Source organism: Lysinibacillus telephonicus (assembly GCF_003966145.1).
Classification (GTDB): domain Bacteria; phylum Bacillota; class Bacilli; order Bacillales_A; family Planococcaceae; genus Ureibacillus; species Ureibacillus telephonicus.
This window is the reverse complement of sequence record NZ_RXNR01000002.1, coordinates 42,768-62,524: the sequence shown is the minus strand read 5'-3', so window position 1 is coordinate 62,524 and position 19,757 is coordinate 42,768. Positions and strand designations below refer to the sequence as shown.

Annotated in this window: 18 protein-coding genes; 7 read left to right on the top strand and 11 right to left on the bottom strand. The window is 35.5% G+C overall.

What is annotated here, in order from left to right:
* The first annotated feature begins 159 nt into the window (after positions 1-159).
* The gene (locus tag EKG35_RS00955; protein ID WP_126292435.1) at positions 160-1,002 is read left to right on the top strand and encodes a MerR family transcriptional regulator; all 843 of its coding nucleotides are present in this window, start codon (positions 160-162) and stop codon (positions 1,000-1,002) included.
* Here EKG35_RS00955 and EKG35_RS00950 read toward each other — a convergent pair.
* On the bottom strand, positions 908-2,620 hold the full coding sequence (locus EKG35_RS00950; protein ID WP_126292434.1) for an ABC transporter ATP-binding protein: 1,713 nt from the start codon (positions 2,618-2,620) through the stop codon (positions 908-910). The genes EKG35_RS00955 and EKG35_RS00950 overlap by 95 nt on opposite strands.
* Before the next feature lie 75 nt (positions 2,621-2,695).
* Complete coding sequence (locus EKG35_RS00945) at positions 2,696-3,280, bottom strand: TetR/AcrR family transcriptional regulator (protein ID WP_126292433.1); 585 nt, start codon at positions 3,278-3,280, stop codon at positions 2,696-2,698.
* Between the two features lie 122 nt (positions 3,281-3,402).
* Between EKG35_RS00945 and EKG35_RS00940 the strand changes: the two genes are divergently transcribed.
* Positions 3,403-4,161, top strand: a complete 759-nt coding sequence (locus EKG35_RS00940) for an SDR family oxidoreductase (protein WP_126292432.1) — start codon at positions 3,403-3,405, stop codon at positions 4,159-4,161.
* 178 nt (positions 4,162-4,339) lie between these two features.
* Here the strand turns inward: EKG35_RS00940 and EKG35_RS00935 are convergent, their stop codons facing one another.
* Complete coding sequence (locus EKG35_RS00935; RefSeq protein ID WP_126292431.1) at positions 4,340-4,888, bottom strand: recombinase family protein; 549 nt, start codon at positions 4,886-4,888, stop codon at positions 4,340-4,342.
* 127 nt (positions 4,889-5,015) lie between these two features.
* Here EKG35_RS00935 and EKG35_RS00930 point away from each other — a divergent pair, with 127 nt between their 5' ends.
* Both EKG35_RS00930 and EKG35_RS00925 read left to right on the top strand, forming a co-directional pair.
* Positions 5,016-6,449, top strand: a complete 1,434-nt coding sequence (locus tag EKG35_RS00930) for a SulP family inorganic anion transporter (RefSeq protein WP_126292430.1) — start codon at positions 5,016-5,018, stop codon at positions 6,447-6,449.
* 11 nt (positions 6,450-6,460) lie between these two features.
* Positions 6,461-6,880, top strand: coding sequence for a universal stress protein (locus EKG35_RS00925; protein WP_126292429.1), 420 nt, complete (start codon positions 6,461-6,463; stop codon positions 6,878-6,880).
* Between the two features lie 196 nt (positions 6,881-7,076).
* Here the strand turns inward: EKG35_RS00925 and EKG35_RS00920 are convergent, their stop codons facing one another.
* The 5 genes from EKG35_RS00920 to menC form a co-directional block, all read right to left on the bottom strand.
* Positions 7,077-8,090, bottom strand: a complete 1,014-nt coding sequence (locus EKG35_RS00920) for a S66 family peptidase (RefSeq protein WP_126292428.1) — start codon at positions 8,088-8,090, stop codon at positions 7,077-7,079.
* Between the two features lie 128 nt (positions 8,091-8,218).
* Positions 8,219-8,578 carry a hypothetical protein gene (locus EKG35_RS00915; RefSeq protein ID WP_126292427.1) on the bottom strand — a complete coding sequence of 120 codons (360 nt, stop codon included), beginning with the start codon at positions 8,576-8,578 and terminating at the stop codon, positions 8,219-8,221.
* 63 nt (positions 8,579-8,641) lie between these two features.
* Complete coding sequence (locus EKG35_RS00910; protein WP_126292426.1) at positions 8,642-9,379, bottom strand: VCBS repeat-containing protein; 738 nt, start codon at positions 9,377-9,379, stop codon at positions 8,642-8,644.
* Between the two features lie 126 nt (positions 9,380-9,505).
* Positions 9,506-10,546 (bottom strand): YkvI family membrane protein, encoded by a 1,041-nt coding sequence (locus tag EKG35_RS00905; protein ID WP_126292425.1) that lies wholly within the window; start codon positions 10,544-10,546, stop codon positions 9,506-9,508.
* 337 nt (positions 10,547-10,883) lie between these two features.
* Complete coding sequence (gene menC / locus EKG35_RS00900) at positions 10,884-11,990, bottom strand: o-succinylbenzoate synthase (RefSeq protein WP_126292424.1); 1,107 nt, start codon at positions 11,988-11,990, stop codon at positions 10,884-10,886.
* A gap of 396 nt (positions 11,991-12,386) precedes the next feature.
* Here menC and EKG35_RS00895 point away from each other — a divergent pair, with 396 nt between their 5' ends.
* The 3 genes from EKG35_RS00895 to EKG35_RS00885 all read left to right on the top strand — a co-directional run bounded on the left by EKG35_RS00895 (position 12,387) and on the right by EKG35_RS00885 (position 16,075).
* On the top strand, positions 12,387-13,559 hold the full coding sequence (locus tag EKG35_RS00895; protein ID WP_126292423.1) for a YbfB/YjiJ family MFS transporter: 1,173 nt from the start codon (positions 12,387-12,389) through the stop codon (positions 13,557-13,559).
* 342 nt (positions 13,560-13,901) lie between these two features.
* On the top strand, positions 13,902-14,705 hold the full coding sequence (locus tag EKG35_RS00890) for a hypothetical protein (protein ID WP_126292422.1): 804 nt from the start codon (positions 13,902-13,904) through the stop codon (positions 14,703-14,705).
* Between the two features lie 197 nt (positions 14,706-14,902).
* A complete protein-coding gene (locus EKG35_RS00885) occupies positions 14,903-16,075 on the top strand; it encodes an MFS transporter (protein WP_126292421.1) in 1,173 nt (390 codons plus the stop codon).
* 89 nt (positions 16,076-16,164) lie between these two features.
* Here EKG35_RS00885 and EKG35_RS00880 read toward each other — a convergent pair whose 3' ends face one another.
* From EKG35_RS00880 to EKG35_RS00870, 3 genes are all read right to left on the bottom strand, one after another.
* On the bottom strand, positions 16,165-18,354 hold the full coding sequence (locus EKG35_RS00880; RefSeq protein WP_126292420.1) for a YhgE/Pip domain-containing protein: 2,190 nt from the start codon (positions 18,352-18,354) through the stop codon (positions 16,165-16,167).
* Between the two features lie 130 nt (positions 18,355-18,484).
* On the bottom strand, positions 18,485-19,057 hold the full coding sequence (locus EKG35_RS00875; protein WP_126292419.1) for a TetR/AcrR family transcriptional regulator: 573 nt from the start codon (positions 19,055-19,057) through the stop codon (positions 18,485-18,487).
* A 276-nt stretch (positions 19,058-19,333) separates the two neighbouring features.
* The gene (locus EKG35_RS00870; protein ID WP_126292418.1) at positions 19,334-19,738 is read right to left on the bottom strand and encodes a hypothetical protein; all 405 of its coding nucleotides are present in this window, start codon (positions 19,736-19,738) and stop codon (positions 19,334-19,336) included.
* Positions 19,739-19,757: the final 19 nt, after the last annotated feature.

The window sequence follows — 19,757 nt, the reverse complement described above, 5'->3', positions numbered from 1 at the left end:
TTTCCTCCCAACATTTCTTGTATTCTTTATCATCATACAACATTAATGCAATTCCTAAACTTTGTGGTAATGCTACTTGATTTACTGTACAATTCTCAGCAGAAAGCCGTCATGGTACTTTAATCTTTTCTTATAATGTTTTTCGCTAGGGGGAAGTTAATGATAAAGCCCATTGAAATTGCTCGAAGACTTAATATTAGTACGAGTGCTTTGCGCCATTATGAAGAGTGGGGAATTGTTCCTCCTCCGAAACGACAACCTAATGGCTACCGAATGTACACGGAAGAACATTTAGCATATTTTGAATGTATTCGTGCTATGAATGCTGGTTTTGGAATGAGATTAGTTAAACAAGTAATGCCCCTCATTCAACAGGGAAACATTACTCAGGCATTATGGATTGTTAATGAAGCTCAAGCAAATATGTACAAAGAAAAAGTTAGAGCCGATAATACGATTCAAGCTCTCGATGTAGAGGAGCTTGAGCGATTCTCTACTTTGCATAAAAAAGAATGGTATTCAATTGGGGAAGTAGCAAAAGAAATCGATGTTCCCCAAACGACAATTCGTCATTGGGAAAAAGAAGGGCTCGTTGAACCTTCACGCAATTTGGAAAATGGTTATCGACAATATAATAGAGCCGATTTACGTAGACTTTTAATTATCCGCACACTCCGCTCTGCCGTCTATTCGTTGGAAGTAGTTGGCGAAGTTTTAGATGAGATAGACCAGCATAGTATTTCACATGCGAAAAAAATTGCTTCAGATGCACTTCAGCATATGGATTATATAATTCAACAACAACTTCGCGCAGGGTATTATCTGTATAAATTATGTGAGTTTATACAAGGAAAAATTCCCCATAAAAATTGGGGGGCATCCCTTTGTAGGACACCCCCCTTTCCACTCAACTATATTGATGCTGATGCAGTCGTGCAAATATTCCATTCTCAGCAACTAGTTCATTATACGATCCATCCTCTTCAATCCCGTTTTGAGTAACAACAAGGACGCGATCAGCATCTTTAATTGTTGCAAGACGGTGCGCAATGACTAGAGTTGTGCGATTTTCAGCAAGCTCTGCAAGAGACTCCTGTATTATTTTTTCGGTTTCAGTATCAAGAGCGGATGTAGCTTCGTCTAAAATTAAAATAGGTGGATTTTTTAAAAACATTCGTGCAATAGCTAATCGCTGCTTTTGTCCACCCGATAGCTTTAGACCACGCTCACCAATTTGTGTATCAAGCCCCTCGGATAAACCATCAACAAATTCCTCGAGATGTGCTTTCGCCAAAGCCTCTCTAATTTCCTCTTCTGTTGCATCCAGTTTTCCATAAGCAATATTTTCACGAATAGTACCTGTAAATAAAAATACATCTTGCTGAACTATCCCTATTTGATTGCGCAACGAACGTCTTGTCATATCACGCACATCGATGCCATCAATTTTAATAGCCCCACTTTCGACATCATAAAATCGTGGTATTAATGAACAAATTGTAGTTTTCCCTGCACCCGAAGGACCAACAAATGCTGTCATTTGTCCTGCCTTTAATTCAAAAGAAACATCTTTTAGTATCGGTTTATCGTTTTCATAACTAAAATTCACATTTTCAAATTTAATATCTCCATGTAAATATGGGACATCAACTGCTCCAATTCGGTCCTGCACCTCTGGTTGTTGAGCTAACAACTCCTGGAATCGTTTAAAACCTGCCATCCCTTTTGGATATAACTCGAGTAACGCACTTATTTTATCAATCGGTTTGATTAACACATTCGTGTAAAGTACAAAACTTACCAGCTCGCCATTCGTAAGTTGCCCATTGTAGCTGAGCCAAGCACCAACTACTAACACTACTAATGTTAATAGCCTTGTCATCATATACATCCCTGAATGTGTACCTGCCATTACTTTATATGCATAAAGCTTTGCACTTCTAAAGAAGCCATTTTGCTCGCGGAAACGTTCCATTTCAAACGATTCGTTTGTAAATGATTGTACGACGCGAATCCCTGCAACACTATCTTCCACCCGTCCATTTACATCTGCAATTTTACCGTACATCGTTTTCCATGCAGAGTTCATTTTGCTGTTGCTAAACGTGACAATCCAAATTAAAAATGGCACTGCTATAAGTGCTACAAATGCTAATGTCGAATTTACGTTAAACATAATAGCAAACGCACCAATAAATGTCATGACCGCAATAAAGAAATCTTCAGGTCCATGGTGAGCAAATTCTCCAATATCAAATAAATCATTTGTAATTCGACTCATCAAATGACCGGTTTTATTGTTATCGAAGAAACGAAACGATTGTTTTTGAAGATGGTTAAATAAATCTTGCCTCATATCCGTTTCAATATTTATCCCTAGCTTATGCCCTAAATAGTTCACGATAAAGTTTAAAAATGTACTTAAAATGTAAACAAGTAATAGAAGAATACTTACTTTTACAATTGAATCCCACTCATTTGTCGGAAGTAGTTTATCAATAAACCATTGTACTGCAATTGGGAAAGCCAGCTCTAAAATTGCTACGATGATAGCACTTGAAAAGTCTATAATAAATAGCCTTTTATGTGGCTTATAATAAGAAAAAAATTTTGAAAGCATGTGCGTCTCCTTCCTGTATGATTTAAACTGTATTATTTCATAATTTTATCTTAAAAACAGTGTAAAAGCTTATACTTATTTTCCCTTATCTTTCGTATTTAGTATTTTAACTAGTTGTTCATTTAGAAAATTTGCACTTTGTTGAAAGTCATCCATATACCATTGAATAATCATACCAAGAATTGCATTCGCTTGATAGGAGGAATAAAAACCTGGCTCAATTTCATTTTGATGAATAACCTCATTTATTAACAGCTTCTTAACTTCATTAAATAGCAAATAATAATACACTAGAGGAACTTTTTTTGAGAACACAATTCTATAAAACGCTTTATATTTTTCAATATGATGGAAAATTCTAATCGTTGAAGGATCAAGTTCTTCCGTTTTCAGTTTTTCAACGTGACGGTATGGCTCATGATAAGAGTTTGCTAAATCTGCCATTATTTCTTTGAAGTACTCCTCAAACAAATCACCAATTTGGTTATAATGTAAATAAAACGTTCCTCGATTTACCTTTGCCTTTCTACAAATTTCCGAAATTGAAATGGATTCGAGTGGTTTTTCTTTTAGTATAGTTAGCAATGCTTCATGCAAAGCTTCTTTAGTTTTTATTATCCGTAAATCAATTTTCACATTTTTCACCTTCTTATTGAACATAATTATTAGTATGTGTTCATTACTATACATATCGCTTTTTTCCGCTTATTGAAAGCGGTTACTTTCTTCATCTATAATATTTATTATACAGTTGTTCAATAAATTATCGGGAGGTTTTATATATGAGATTACAAGGTAAAGTTGCTATTGTCACAGGTGCTGCTTCTGGTATGGGGAAAGCAATTGCGGAACTTTATGCAAAAGAAGGGGCAAAAGTAGTTGTATCTGACTACAATTTCGAAGGTGCGAAAAGTGTGGCAGAAGGCATTAAAGCTGCTGGTGGAGAGGCAATTGCTAACCGCACAAACGTTGCTGAGTTGGCTGATTTAGAAAACCTATTTGCTGAAACGAAAGCAGCATTCGGTAAATTGGACATTTTAGTGAACAACGCTGGGATTATGGACGGTATGGAGCCTGTTGGCGAAATTTCTGACGAAAGATGGGATCGCGTATTTGCAGTAAATACTACTGGTGTTATGCGTGCAATGCGTATCGCAACAAATATCTTCTTGGAGCAAGGACATGGAGTTATTGTTAATAATATTTCAGCTGGGGGATTACGCGGCGCTCGGGCTGGTGCAGCATACACAGCATCAAAACATGCTGTAACGGGTTTAACAAAAAATACTGCTTACATGTATGCTAATTCAGGGATTCGTTGCAACGGCATCGCACCAGGTGGCGTAGAAACAAATATCGGTGCTTCTATGACAAATCTTTCACAATTCGGTATGGGTCGTCAACAAACTGGTATGACAACAATGCCTCGCAGCGGTAAACCGGAAGAAATTGCACAACTTGCATTATTCTTAGGCTCTGATGAATCTAGCTTCATCAATGGTCAAGTTATTGCCGCTGACGCAGGTTGGACAGCTTATTAATTTAAATTAATTAATACCAGAGGTCGGGACATAAGTTGAAAACTTATTAAATTTAGAATTAAATCGTGAAAATAAAACCGCATGAAATCAAGATTCTTTGATTTCACGCGGTTTATTATTTTTATAAGGTTTTAGCTCTGCCCCTGTTTAGTTTAAATTAAAACCTTCTTCTATAAATTCACTCATCTCCTACAGATTCCAAATATCTATAAAGGGTTGATTTACTTATCCCTGTTTCATTTTTAATATCAAGTAGTGTATAATCTCCTGAATGATACATAGCAATAGCTCTTTTAATATTTTCATCTGATTTTTTTGGACGGCCAATAGCTTTGCCCTGTTCTTTAGCATGTGCTAGTCCTATGGACGTCGACTGTTTTACAATATCCGATTGAAAGTTCAACATATGCTCCATCATTTCTTGTAAAGAAAAATTTAGCACCTCATTACTGTTAATCCCTTCGTTTAAGAATTGTATTGTTACTCCATCTTTTTCACATATTTTTAATAGCTCCATTAGATGTCTTGTTGTATCTGCAAGCACAAACATTCTTTCAACCTTGATGATATCTCCTTTTTGCAGCACCATAAGCATCTGTTCAAGTTCAGCCCGCTTCTTTTGAGAACCGTGTGATTCCCGAAAAATCTCTTTGCAGTCCTTGAGCAACTTTAGTTGATTATCGCATTGTTCATCATTATATAGAGGTCTAATATAACCATAAATCATTTTATCACTCCTAAACCTTCCCAAAAGGGTTCCTTTTTAGGAAGGTAGATGTTATTATTATTGAAGCTTTTTTAATTTATTTGTCTTTATTTATATTCGATAAAGATGTTATGTAAAGGAGAGTACCATGCAAAGTTTAAAACAACAATGGTTTGGCAACGTGCGTGGCGATATTTTATCTGGGATTGTCGTAGCACTGGCGCTCATACCAGAAGCAATCGCTTTTTCTATTATTGCTGGCGTTGATCCAATGGTAGGATTATATGCATCATTTACAATGGCTATTATTATCGCATTTGCAGGTGGCAGACCTGGAATGATTTCTGCAGCAACTGGCGCTATGGCACTTGTAATGGTTCCCTTAGTACGTGATTATGGATTACAGTACTTATTTGCCGCAACAATTTTAACAGGTATTATTCAAATTCTTTTTGGTGTCCTTAAAATCGCAAAGTTAATGAAGTTTATTCCAAACGCTGTAATGATTGGATTCGTCAATTCATTAGCTATATTAATCTTTATGGCTCAAGTACCACATTTCATTGGCATTTCAACAATGACATATATATTCGTTGGTATAACTCTTCTTCTTGTCTATACACTACCACGTTTTATAAAAGCCATTCCAGCTCCACTTATTGCAATTGTTGTATTAACTTCAATTGCTATTTATAGTGGCGTTGACCTTAGAACAATCGGTGATTTAGGATCAATAACGCAATCCTTGCCATCCTTCTTAATTCCCGATGTACCATTTAATTTTGAAACATTAAAAATTATTTTCCCGTTTTCTATATCCCTAGCTATTGTAGGGTTGGTCGAGTCTTTATTAACCTCACAAATTGTTGATGATATGACAGGAACAGAAAGTAATAAAAATAGAGAAGCTCGAGGTCAAGGTATAGCCAATATTGTAACAGGCTTTTTTGGAGGAATGGCGGGTTGTGCAATGATTGGCCAGTCAGTTATTAACGTAAAATCTGGTGGACGGGGACGCTTATCAACGCTAATCGCAGGATTGTTTTTAATCTTTTTAATTATGGTACTTGGTGATTTAGTTGTAAAAATTCCAATGCCTGTTCTGGTAGGAATTATGATAATGGTTAGTGTAGGGACATTTGATTGGAGTTCATTCAAGTATTTAGTAAAAGCCCCTCGTACAGATGTAATCGTTATGTTAACAACTGTAGTTATTGTCGTATGGACACACGATTTATCAAAGGGTGTCATCACAGGTGTTATTTTGAGTGCAATATTTTTCGTAGTAAAAATTGCAACAGTAAAGATTCACCAAGATAATAATCGTTTTATTGTAGAGGGTCAGCTATTCTTTGCCTCTACTGATGCGTTTGTAGACTACTTTAAATCAGCAGATATAAAAGACAGCAGCATTCAAATAGATTTTTCAAATAGCCGCATTTGGGATGATTCTGCTGTTGGGGCATTAGTAAAAGTTGAGGATCTATTACGTGAAAAAGGAATTCAAGTAGAAGTTATCGAATTAGATGCCCCAAGTAAAAAAATCATTTCGAAATTACAAGGAATGTCATCATCTCATTAAGGGGGATTCTTATGTATAAACACATTTTGTTAGCTGCAGATGGTTCTGAAAATGCTTTACGTGCTGCAAAAGAAGCAATAAAAATTGCTTCTTGTAATAAAGAGGCAGTGATTGAAGTAATTTATGTTGCGGATTTTGAAAAAGCCAAATCAGAAGTGTTACATTCAACTTCAAGTGAGGCTTTAAACCTTGAACGTCGTCAAAAAATATCAAAGATAGAACAACTGCTTCGTGAGTCAAACATTTCCTATAAGGTAAAAATTCTACATGGCACTCCTGGCCCTGAAATTGTGAAATATGCAAACGAACAACAGGTCGAGTTAGTTGTTATAGGCAGCCGCGGGTTAAATGGCTTGCAAGAAATGGTATTAGGCAGTGTCAGCCATAAAGTAATGAAGCGGGTGAATTGCCCGGCATTAATAGTAAAATAGGTTTTTATTACATCCCTTTTTTACTAAAAAGCATTAATTTTCATAATTAAAATCACCTCACCATTATAGTTTTTAATGATGTGGTGATTTTTTAGTTAGTAATCAAATTCCCTTTTGAGAAGAAAAGCAGTTTACTTTTATCGTAAGGTTAAACAATAAGTCATATGTACAATCACTAGTTATAAATTAAGATACTCTATATAAACTTTTGCTTTACCGCACTACCGCTATTATAAATTCTTACTTCGCCATAGGCACCATTTATAAAAGTAAGCTGAGGGGGCATATGTCCGCAATCGATATCATAAGCAATAGGTACATTTAATTCTTCTACCAGCTCCATATATACATCTATTATATTATAATCATCAACAGGCTCGTTTGCCGCGCTTCTTCCAAAAAGGATTCCATTACAATTTGTAAACCACCCTGCTAATTTCATTTGTAATAACGATCTACGTAAATCAGTTACGTTCATCTGGCAGTTTTCAAAATACCAAATAATCGGCTCATTGTTTATAAATTTTTTCTGAAATTGCAATACATCTCCATATGGTGTCCCAATTAAGTGACGAATTACATCAATGCATCCTCCCAAAAATCGTCCCTTCACATATATTGGCTCGTTGGATATCGTCTTCCACTTTGTTTGTTCCGTTAGATGGAAAACATATTCAGTCTCATAATCATGCTGCCAATATTCTTGATATTTTTCGGAAGGATATTGCATTACTTCTTCCCCTTGGTTAGTAAACAACACCTCTTCCCACATAGCTGTAGTTGAATCTGAAACTTCCCCACGAAGTTCTATTAGATTTGGACCATGCGCAGTTGCAATACCTTTAGTTAAGGTCATTGCAAGCAGCAAAACACTTGTATCAGAGTAACCTAATACCCATTTTGGTTTTATTTTTTCAAAATCTATATATTCCAGAATTTCAATTAATAGTTCTCCTCCCCAGGGTGGAAAAATTAATTGGATTGTATCGTCAGTAAGCATTAAATTTAATTCTTCTGCTCGAGTTTTTGCTGGGGCTGACTTTGCTTTATATTGGGTCCAACATGTATTGCCAACAATAACTTCATATCCTTTTGCTTGTAAACGATAGATAGCCTGTTCAAGATAAAAATGCTGTTTAATATGTAGCCCTGCTGATGGTGCCGCAACCCCGACTTTTACAGGCGTTTTCAAACTTGGATATGTAATCAAAGACTCTCCTCTTTTCCTTAAAAATATATCCTACTATTAAGTATATGAAATTTTCCTTTAATTAAGATTACTTTAAAAAATAAAACCGATTTCTTTGCTAGAAATCGGTTTTATTTCAAAGATTTTAATTATTGTTCTTCTTTTTCTTCATCACGTAATTCTGTTTCAGTTTCTGTCCCGTTATCAGTTGTACCATTTTCATTTGTGCCTGCATCATTTGTGCCTTCTTCATTCATTGTTCCATTTGTATTGCCATTATTATTAGTTCCCATACCATCTTCTGTTTCAACAGCACCATTGTTGCCAGTGTCAGTACCGTTGTTTGTATCATTATCTAGTATATCTGTGTCCTCTTGGTTGCCTGTTTGTGTATCATCTACATTCTCATCAAGCACATCCCCATTTTCGTTGTCATTCGCGTTATCTGCACATGCTGCCAACGAACCTGCTAAAAGGAATGCAAAAGGTAATAACAATAATTTTTTCATCAAAAAACCTCCTAAACATTTTATGAATATAGTCTGTGTAGTTTATTGGAGGTTATACGATTTTTAATCAATATTTTTACCATAAGTAGCAACGGTTTGACGCACAATTTCAAACTGATGTCCGTTCCAAGATAGTAGATTTTCAACATAACCCAAACCATCTGCATGATATCTTCCAGCTATTTGTTGCATAATAAGCAAATAGTATTTGTTATTTCTAGATAAATCTATTGGATAAATGCCTCCTACAGGATCTACCCAGCCTTCTATTGGTTGTTTTAATGTGCCATCTGGGTTATAAATTTCATTTAAATATTCTGGACCTTTATAATGTAGATCCAATGTGTAAATTTTTCTAGGATTGTCACTTATAATATTTACCTTATACTGATTTGCATATTGAACTTGATATTGATGCTGCTCATTAAACTGAATAGAATCAAAAATTTTAGTCATTCTATCTTGTAAAGTTGAGTAAATATATGCATATACAATTCCACCGCTTCCCCCTGAATCAATCACAATTAGAATGTCATTGATGCCATTTCCCGTAAAATCGCCCAACCATAATGTTGGATAATAGCCCGAGTTCTCGGTGAGCGAATACGTTTCACTCTGATGTGTTCGACCATTTCTAATAACAAGGGTAATATTTGTTAAGTAAGGGCTATCAGGTTGTTTAACTGCTGTAAGGTAGACCCAATCAGGAAAGCCGTCACCAGTAACATCAGCAACCTTACTAGCAACAATAGAATGTGTCGGGGACGGTGAAACTATTCTTCTCCAGTAAAAGTCATTCATGATTATCCTCCTTTTAAAAAGTTCATCAGCCGAGAAAGATTCGTAATTCTTTCATAGTTAATGTTCATTTAGTAGGAAAGGTGCCTAAAAATAAAAAAATCCCCGATATTTCGGAGATAATAAAATTTATCGATTATTAATTCTCGCAGTAATAATCGCAATTATAATTGCAAAACCTAAGTATCCCATTATGGAATACACTTTTCCAACTAATGTAGTAAAACCAATAAAACTTGCCATGAATCCAATTGCACCAATTAGAATTACTGCTGGCTTATATGATGGATCTTTTGGAGAAATAAAACGGACAATAAAAGAGTAAAAAAGGCCAACCGCTGTATTATATATCATTCCTAATAGTGCAATAGCCATTAGAATACCTACAATTGGGTGTATTGTTTTTGCAATCTCAAGAACTGGCATATCTGTTCCAGAAACAACATCTATTTTCACAAACATGGCAACATTGATAAGCAAAATAAGTACACCAAGCATTACGCCGCCTACAATGCCGCCCATGCCCGCTGACCTTCTGCTGGCAGCTGCACTCCCAATAACTGTAAGCATTGCGACACTAGATGCAATATTATACGAGACATAAAGGATAGCACCCATAACCCAATTAGGTGCAGCTGTTCGCTGATGTTGAGCTAAAATATTTTGTTCAACAAATGACAAGTCCATCGTCAAGATAGAATAAATTGCTATAACAAGCATTATAGCCAATAAATATGGTGTTGCTACAGCAATAACATTAATTATACTTTTCACGTTTAGCATAAGTGTAAAAACCGTTATTACTACCATAAACAAACTACCTAAATAAGGATCGATTCCTAACATTTGTTGAAATGTGGAGGCTGCTCCGGCAAACATGGCCACCAATATACCGAATAAAAAGAATGTTATCAAAATGTCCAAGATTGAACCAAAAAAGCGACCCGCAATATGATAGACAACTTCTTTATGTGAAGTGGTTTGTAATTCATACCCTAGTTGGGCAATATTCGCTCCTAAAAAAGCAAATCCAAATGCTGCAACGATAGCCCCTACAATACCATACAAACCAAAACCTGTAAAAAATTGCATAATTTCTTGTCCTGAAGCAAAGCCACCACCAACAACTAAGCCAACAAATGCACCGCCAATTTGGAAACTCTTTTTCACCAATTCCCTCATTTCTAAAATTGGAACGTCTTAACATATTCTTTGCACACGATCACAGTGGTCTTCGGAGAAAACTTTGAACCATCCGATTACAATTTCGGGCTAGAAGTATTTACACCTTCCGTTAAAGTTTTGGTTGCAACGATATGCATTTGATTTATGATTATTCTTGTCCAACACGAAGTTGGCCATCCAAAAGGAAGGTATGCTTTTTCGTGGTTCCTCTAATTCAATAGGCATACTCAAATTTACTGAATGAAGATAATACAAGCTCTTTTTATATAAATATGATTTCTTTTTGTATAAATACATTCTAATGTACTTCAAAATTCGACTCTTATTTATATGTTTTACTCTTAACTGTATATTTGTTAATCGCTTCCTTATTCGGCTTATAACCAATACCTACCTTTTGTGGAACAGTTATATAGCCATCTTCTACTACTACTTCAGGTTCAATTATATCTTGCTCCCAGTAGTGGCTTGAACCAGCAGTATCTCCCGGCAATATGAAGTTTGATAATGTTGTTAGTGCGATATTATGAGCACGGCCAATACCCGATTCAAGCATGCCTCCGCACCAAACAGGAATACCCTTTTCTTGGCAGTAGTCATGAATTTTTTTGGCCTCTGAAATTCCGCCTACTCTCCCGATTTTAATATTTATGATTCCACAGCTGCCAAGCTCAATTGCTTTACGAGCATCTTCAAGTGAATGGATACTCTCATCTAAGCAAATTGGGGTTTTAATTTGTTTTTGTAAAACTGCATGATCAATAATGTCATCTGAAGCTAATGGTTGTTCAATCATTGTTAGATTAAATTTATCTAATTGTTTTAGTAGATCTACATCACTTAAAGAGTAAGCAGAATTTGCATCGGCCATAATCGACACATCAGGAAAGTTTTCGCGAAGTATTCGTATTACTTCAACATCCCAATCAGGCTTAATTTTTACCTTAATACGTTTATAGCCATCTTTTACTGCATTTCCTACAACCTCAATTTGTTTTTCAATCGAACTTTGAATTCCAATACTAATGCCTACCTCAATTTTTTCCTTGTTGCCGCCAATTGCAGATGCCAACGATTGATTTGTCTCTTGAGCGTAAATATCCCAAATAGCACCTTCTACTGTTGACTTCGCCATATTATTTTTTCGTACCCCTTTAAATAGCTCACTTACCTCATCGGGATGTTTAATTTCTTTATTCAAAATTATTGGTATTAAAAAATCCTCAAGCATATGCCAATTGGTTTTCATCGTCTCTTCATTGTACCAAGGAGCATCAAAAGCTACGGATTCTCCCCAACCAATTGTTCCTTGTTCATCTTTTGCTTCTAATAATAAAAATTCTTTTTCGACAAACGTACCAAAGCTTGTAGAGAACGGGTTTTTTAATTTCATTTTTAAATGACGAACTGTAATTTCTTCTATTTTCATTTTAGAATCCTCTCTTCTTTTTTAATGATAACTATTTTTAACAAGATAACTTTCCTACTTTTCATATATGTTCTTGTGACAATAGCTAAATCAGCAATTTAAGCACCTTTCATAATACTACCATTTTTAATATCTGTTAAAGTTGATGTACTGGTAAAAGTACTCCCCCAAAAACTTTTTCGAAAATGATAGTCCTCATTACTTCAACCACCAACTTTACCTTTTGTTAATTAAGGAATAATAAATAAGTTATTCCCTCTTCTAAAGGTGTATAGGCTAAAACTTTTATTTTACTATAAAAAACTTGATTCCAAATTTTAGAATGTTACAATTTAGAAAAGTTTAATGAGTACAAACGTTGGAAATTTAACTAGTTGTAAATAAAGGGGTTATAGTATGACGCGACAACGTATTGGGGTGCTGCTTGGGGGAGTGTTGTTATTAGTTATTGCGATGGGTATTAGTCGTTTTGCATTTACACCTATTCTACCGTTCATGCGAATTGATGAAGGACTTTCATTTGAAGAAGGTGGTTATTTAGCATCTAGCAATTATATTGGTTATTTCGTTGGTGCTCTAGGTGCAGGTTTTATATATCGAAATAAAAAGAACTTTTTACTTCTTAATGTATTTATAAATGTTGCCTCTATCTTAATGATGGGTTTAACCCATTCGTTTTGGTTATGGTTATTATTACGTTTTATTGCCGGTGCAACTGGTGGATATATTTTTGTTTTAACTTCTAGCATTATTATGGATTATTTAGCTTCACATTTACTCTCACGTTGGTCTGGCTACTTGTTTACCGGCATTGGGTTAGGCATAGCTATCTCAGGATTAATTGTCCCTATTATTGAACAAGTATTTGCATGGGAAGGAACTTGGATTTGGCTTGGCATTATATCTACTCTATTTTTCACAATGACTCTTTTCTTATGGCGACACATTACCATTCACGATGGAGAAAAATTGCAAAAAACAAGTGATACTAAAATATTTAAAGGATTTATGCCCTGGCTGATTGTTGCCTATGGACTAGAAGGGCTAGGATATATTATAACTGGAACTTTTTTAGTAGATATTATATACAATATTGAGAGTTTAAGAGCGTTTGCTAGTTTTAGCTGGGTCATTGCTGGAATTGCTGCAGCTCCAGCAGCACCAATATGGATGGCGATGATTTCAAAATTTTCTACTGTTAAAGTATTATCAACAGCTTACATATTACAAGTTATCGGGATCTTACTCCCAGTAATTTCTCAAACAGCTTGGAGTGTTCTTTTGTCCGCCTTTTTATTTGGCTTTACGTTTGTTGGAATTGTGTCACTTTCAACTGCTTATGCACGCGAATTATTTCCGAAACAAAGTGGTGCTGTTGTTTCTGCACTTACAACGGCCTATGCTCTTGGTCAAATTGCCGGGCCAATATTAGCAAGTAGCGTTGAAGCCTATTTTAATAGTTTTAAAGCACCCCTTACATTTGCAGGATCAATCGTAACATTTGCACTTGTAATTTTAGTTTTTGGAAAATTCTTCAGCAACCGTAAACAACCACCTAACCTTACCTAATTATAAAGTTAAAATTAAATTAAACTGCACTTTCACTTATTAGTTTTAATTCTACTAGTGGAGGGGCAGTTTATTTTTTATTTATATATTTGATTAGTTCTTTAGCAATTCATGGCATGTACAGTGAATTATAGTTTCACGAAAAGTATCTTTGTCAGTTATACGAGAAATCACATAAACACCTATTTTCTTCTTTCGGGACTCCTACCTATAACTTTCTTCTGCAGTTAAAATAACCTCACAAATTCCTAGTAAACATTCATATATTTTTTGTTGTTATGGCTATCTGTCCATTCATTTACTCTATTATTCGAATACTATGTACTGAAAGGAGGTGAAGGAATGAAATGCAATTGCCGCCATAACAATCACTATCCTAATCATTCTCATAAAAAGCATGAGATAGAAGAAAGAGAGGATGATCAACTGTCAGAACTAGACCAACTTATGAAACAATTGCTGGATTCTGTAAGTGAAGAAAACAATGCAGAACTACAATATATTGAAGAAGTTAAATCTCACTTTGATTCATTTGAACATCATAGGCATTGTAAAAAATGTACGCATTCTTCTCCTGGAAGGAAATTAAATCCACATCATAAAATGTGTAAATGTATAATTCCATATATCCTAGAATCTATTATTGAAGAAGTTAATGAGAAACGTAAGAAATGTCATTGCTGCGATCCTTGCAAATGTAAAAAGCACATTAAAGTTGCTGAGAAACCAAATAAACAAAATGCTCGAAAATTGTCTGTGTGGGTAGACAATGATTCCTGCATTACTGAGCGTCCCAACTCTAAGCCGCGCAAAAGTAAGCATCAATGCAAATGTACATTCTCTACTGCCGAGGAGATGGAATCCGAATTCTATCTAAAGCCTCATAAAAAAAGGAGAGATATGCCAGAAAGCATTTGGCTATCAGATCTTTTATCACTTCTTAATAAAAAAGGAATGTTAAATTTAGATGTATTATTCGCTACAATAGCTGCTGAAGGGAATATGGATTTCTCTGAGGAATCTTTTGATGAAGAGTTTCTCTATCATTTTTTTGAAAATGATTTTGATTGGAATTGTTACGACAAAAAGGAATTCTACTATGGACAATTGCCGCTAAAGAAAGTACGCAAAAAACGCCTTTCTTAATTCATAGGATTTAAATTACATCCACAACCTATTCACCGATAAACTTTTATGCCTATTTCCTTCTACAATAGGCATTCTTTTTTAGTATTTTAATAGAGCGTATTCATTGACTCCATAATGTCGATACATATAATAAAGTTTAGTTTGATTCAAGTAGTAAATTTTTAACACTTTTGTTTTCGTGAGGAGATCCAACTATGAATCCCGAAACCTCAAAAATTACCCTAGTAATTTTATTAAGTAATTTATTTATCTCTTTTATTGGCATTGGACTTGTTATTCCAGTAATGCCAACGATTATGAATGAAATGTCGCTAAATGGTTCTATTATGGGCTATATGGTGTCTGCTTTTGCCATCGCTCAGTTAGTATTCTCCCCGTTTGCAGGTAAATGGGCAGATAAATTTGGCCGTAAAATTATGATACTAATTGGTTTAGTTATTTTTAGCCTTTCTGAGCTGTTATTTGGTTTAGGAAATACAGTGGAAATATTATTTATATCTCGAGTACTTGGTGGTATAAGCGGCGCTTTTATAATGCCGGCTGTAACAGCATTTATTGCAGATATTACGACGGAAAGCTACCGTCCAAAAGCACTTGGCTATATGTCCGCAGCAATTAATACAGGATTTATTATTGGACCTGGGATTGGTGGTTTATTAACAGAATTTGGTGTGCGCGCTCCATTTTTTGCTGCAGCCATATTAGCAATGCTTGCTTTTATTCTATCGTTTATATTTTTGAAAGAACCTGACAGAAGAGAAAAAGAAACTGTAAACAATGTAAAAGAGAAAAAAGGCTTCCGGCAATTTCTTGTTCCTATATACTTTTTTGCATTCATTTCACTTTTTGTTAGTTCCTTTAGTTTAGCCTCGTTTGAATCATTATTTAGTTTATTTGTAGACCATAAATTTAGTTTTACACCTACCGATATTGCTATTTTAGTAACAGGTGGAGGACTTGTCGGAGCTGTAGCACAAGTTTTATTATTTGACCCATTGATAAAAAAGGTTGGAGAAATCGGACTTGTACGCTATTGCTTAATAGTATCCGCACTTTTAGTATATGCAATGACCGTCGTTAATTCATATTGGTCCGTTATGATTACATCATGCATTGTATTTATTGGGTTTGATTTAATTCGTCCTGCAATTACTTCTTATTTATCAAATATTGCAGCCAATGAGCAAGGATTTATGGGCGGCATGAACTCTATGTTTACGAGCCTCGGTAATATTATTGGACCGATTATCGGCGGCGTTTTATTTGATATAAACTTTAACTTCCCATATTATTTTGCAACTCTAGTACTAATCATCGGAATCATAATTTCGATGTTTTGGAAAAAGCCTAAAACTCTCTATAATTAAAAAACGGCTCCTAAATCGGTAATATAATACCGATTAGGAGCCGTTTTCCCTATTTATCCTTTTTACGTACAGCTATTGTACTAATTTACTTAGTTTTCTTCTGCTATTTTTGAGTAACGCTTTGTATATAACAGTTTGAAATATCCAAATGTAATCACTAAGAAAGCAATCATGAATCCAATCAATACACCGTAGTTTTGCATTAAGAATGATTTATCGCCAGTAGAAATACTTGATTTAAACGCTTGAACAGTATATGTCATCGGCAATAGCTTATTAAATACTTGTAATGGTGACGGGATTAACTCTAACGGGAATGTACCAGCACTTGTTGTAAGTTGTAAAATTAATACAACAATTGCTATAAAGCGACCTGGATCGCCTAAAATCGATACAAGCATTTGAATTAAAGCAAGGAATACGTAGCTTGTAATTAATGCAGTTAGTACGAAATATCCAAAGTTTTGCACCTCAAGACCTAAGCCCCATTTTACAATTACTACAGTCAATAATGTTTGAATCAATCCAACAAATGCTAATACAGTCACTTTACTTGTAAACCAAGCAGCTCCACTTTTTGGTCGGATAGCCGGCTCTACAAGGGGGAACACAATTGAGATTAATAAAGCCCCTACGAATAACCCAAGGGAAATGAAATATGGTGCAAAACCTGTACCATAGTTAGGCACATGGTTGACTGATTCTTTGTCTACCTCAACTGGACTGCCTATCATATCATAAGTGTCTTCATTTGCATGAACTTCGTTTACCTTCTCACTTGCATCGTCTAACTTGCTGGATAAAGTTGCTGTACCATCTGCAACCTCGGTTGAACCATCGGCTAGTGTTGCAGAGCCTTGAGCCAACTCACCAGATTTTGAAGCAAGCGTTGTTGTACCTTCATTTAACGTTTTTGAGCCACTCGCCAATTCATTTAAGCCTGAAACTAATGATTTGGAACCTGCAACAGCAGTTTCTGCACCAGCATTTAATTCACCTAATTTTTCAGCTAGTGTTGCATTACCTTCCTGCAAACCGTGTACACCTTCTAGTAAGGCACTGCTTTTTGCTGTTAACTCATTTGCACCTGCCAACACTTCCGCTTGGCCTTCAGCAATTTGCGTTGCACCGGATTTCACTTGGTTTGCACCAGCCTGCAGCTTTTCTGTACCATCTGATAAAGATACTAAACCATTATGCACGCTTGAACTGCCTGCTTGCAGCTCTGCCAATGTTTGCTTTATGGCTGTTGATTGCTCTTCAGGAAGAGACGCCAACACTTCTTGTAATTGCTGTGATAAAGCAGAGATGCCTGTTTCTACCTTTGCAGAACCATCAGTTAACTCGCCAGCTGCTCCATTTAATGTACCTGCACTATCTGCAAGCGAAGCTGCACCAGTACTGATTTGTTGTTGTTTATCGTTCAGCGTAGCTAAGCCTGATTCAACCTTAGCAACCCCCTGTGTATATTGGGATAAGCCTTGCTCAAGGCTCTCAGCTCCATTTGCTGCCTGTTGTGCACCTTGCTGCAATTGTACAGTACCATCCTGCAGCTTCACTAAACCAGTTGATAAATTATTCGCACCCTTTGCAGCTTCACTGGCACCCTGTGTGATTTTATCTGTGCCATCTGACAATTCAATCGTACTTGATGCTAATTGTTCTAGATACCCTTTTAAATCTTTTGCCCCATTAGCTACTTTTTGAGCACCCTCATCCAGTTTCAAGGAGCCGTCAGCAGCCTCTGAAAAGCCATCGCCAAGCGTTGTAATGGAATCAAATAATTTTTCCGCAAACGTTGACGTAATTTGTGCATTCACTTCCGCCTGCACACGATTCATTGCTGTTTCGCCAATTTGTGCACCGAGGAAGTTTAATCCTTCATTCGGAATATAATTCATGACTAATTTAGATGGTTTATCATCTAATATTGTTGTTGCATGCTCAGAGAAATTTGTTGGAATTTCTAAGATCATATAATAGTCTCGATTGTTTAAGCCCTTTTCAGCTTGTTCCTTTGAGACTTCAATAAAATTAAATTGCTCGCTATCGACAAGCTTATCAACCAAGGTGTTTCCTAAATCTAATTTTTCCCCGTCCATTTCAGCGCCTTTATCCTCATTGACAATAGCTACCGGTAAGTTAGGAAGGCCTGCATATGGATCCCAAAATGCCCATAAAAACATGCCAGCATACATGACTGGGATAAATAAGACAGCGATGATTGGGATAAGCATTTTCCTTGTTTTTAAAATTTTCAGCCATTCCGCTTTAATCATGTTTTTTCTCACTCCTATACACTCTGACCAAAAACGTCATTCAGTCAATTATAGTTAAAAAAATATCACACGTTCCACAGACTACAATGAATCACGAATCGGCATCCTCTATAGTGTAGGTGATGCCTTTTCATGTTAAAACTAGTCCCCGGAAAATGGTTTCCTTGAAAAGATTTAAAATCTTTTCTTCTGGTATGCTGTCACCGTGCAAATCATGCCAATCAACAACAAATGCCAGATACGCCTTGAACAACAAGTAGCTTACTAACTGGGTATCACAATCTTTAATTTCCCCTTTATCGATGCGCCGCTGAATTAACTTTGCCACATACGATAAAATTTCACTTTCGATACGAATAAGCACTTGTTTAACCGCCGGCGTCCGTAATTCCTTTTCCTCCTCTATCAACTTCGCAAATAAAAGATGTTTTTCACGGAACTGCAGCATTTTCATTAAAGCATTGTGCGCATTGTCCATAAAGCTAGCTGATGCATCTAAAACAGCATCCGCTTCGGCTTGCATTTCCCGTATAAGAGACATGACTATTTCTTGAAATAGAATTTCTTTATTCGCAAAGAATGTATAAATGGTTCCTTTACCGACATTCGCAATTTTCGCTACTTGTTCCATTGTTGTCGCCTTATAGCCAAACAATGTAAAAGATTTTGTAGCTGCTTCAAGAATTTCCTGCCTACGATCCATTCCCAACATCCTTTCTAGTTAAGTTATGTACAGCATACCGCACAAAAAATGACCGCAAAACCATTTTGGTCATCCGGTCATTATAATATTCCTATCTCAGCAATAATGCAAGTATTTATTTTGGTTTTTTCAAATTAAATTTTATAGTAATCAGAATAGCTTTGTGGTACATAGCAATCAAGGGCAATGTTCATTACCGTGAATACAGTACTGATTTGTAAAGGAAAATATGCTCCTTTTAGATAGCGGAAAGAAGATTAGATTCATTTTAATTATTTAAATTTTTTCCTTTGGCTTTCTTTCAAAAAATAAAACAAGTAAAGCAAAACTAAATCCTAGTAATAAAAATGGCAAGCCGATTACTAATGCACCATTTTTATCAAAAAGACTTCCACCTAAAACTAGTACTAAAAGATAGGCTTGTAAAAAGGCTACTAAAACACAGCTAGCTATAAATACTCCACCTCGAAGTGAATTAAAAATCCTCTCAATGACATATTTTATTCCGAAATAAAAAGGCAAAATAATAAATACATAAGGAGGTATAATGTAAAAAATAACAGCAAACAAAATATCATTCGGTATAGTTCTTTGATAAAGGAATATCCAAGATATAACCCCCAGTAACAAACTCACAATAAAAGGAATTGAGCTAACCAAAATTAGATAGAAAGGTTTCATTATACCACCTACTATATAT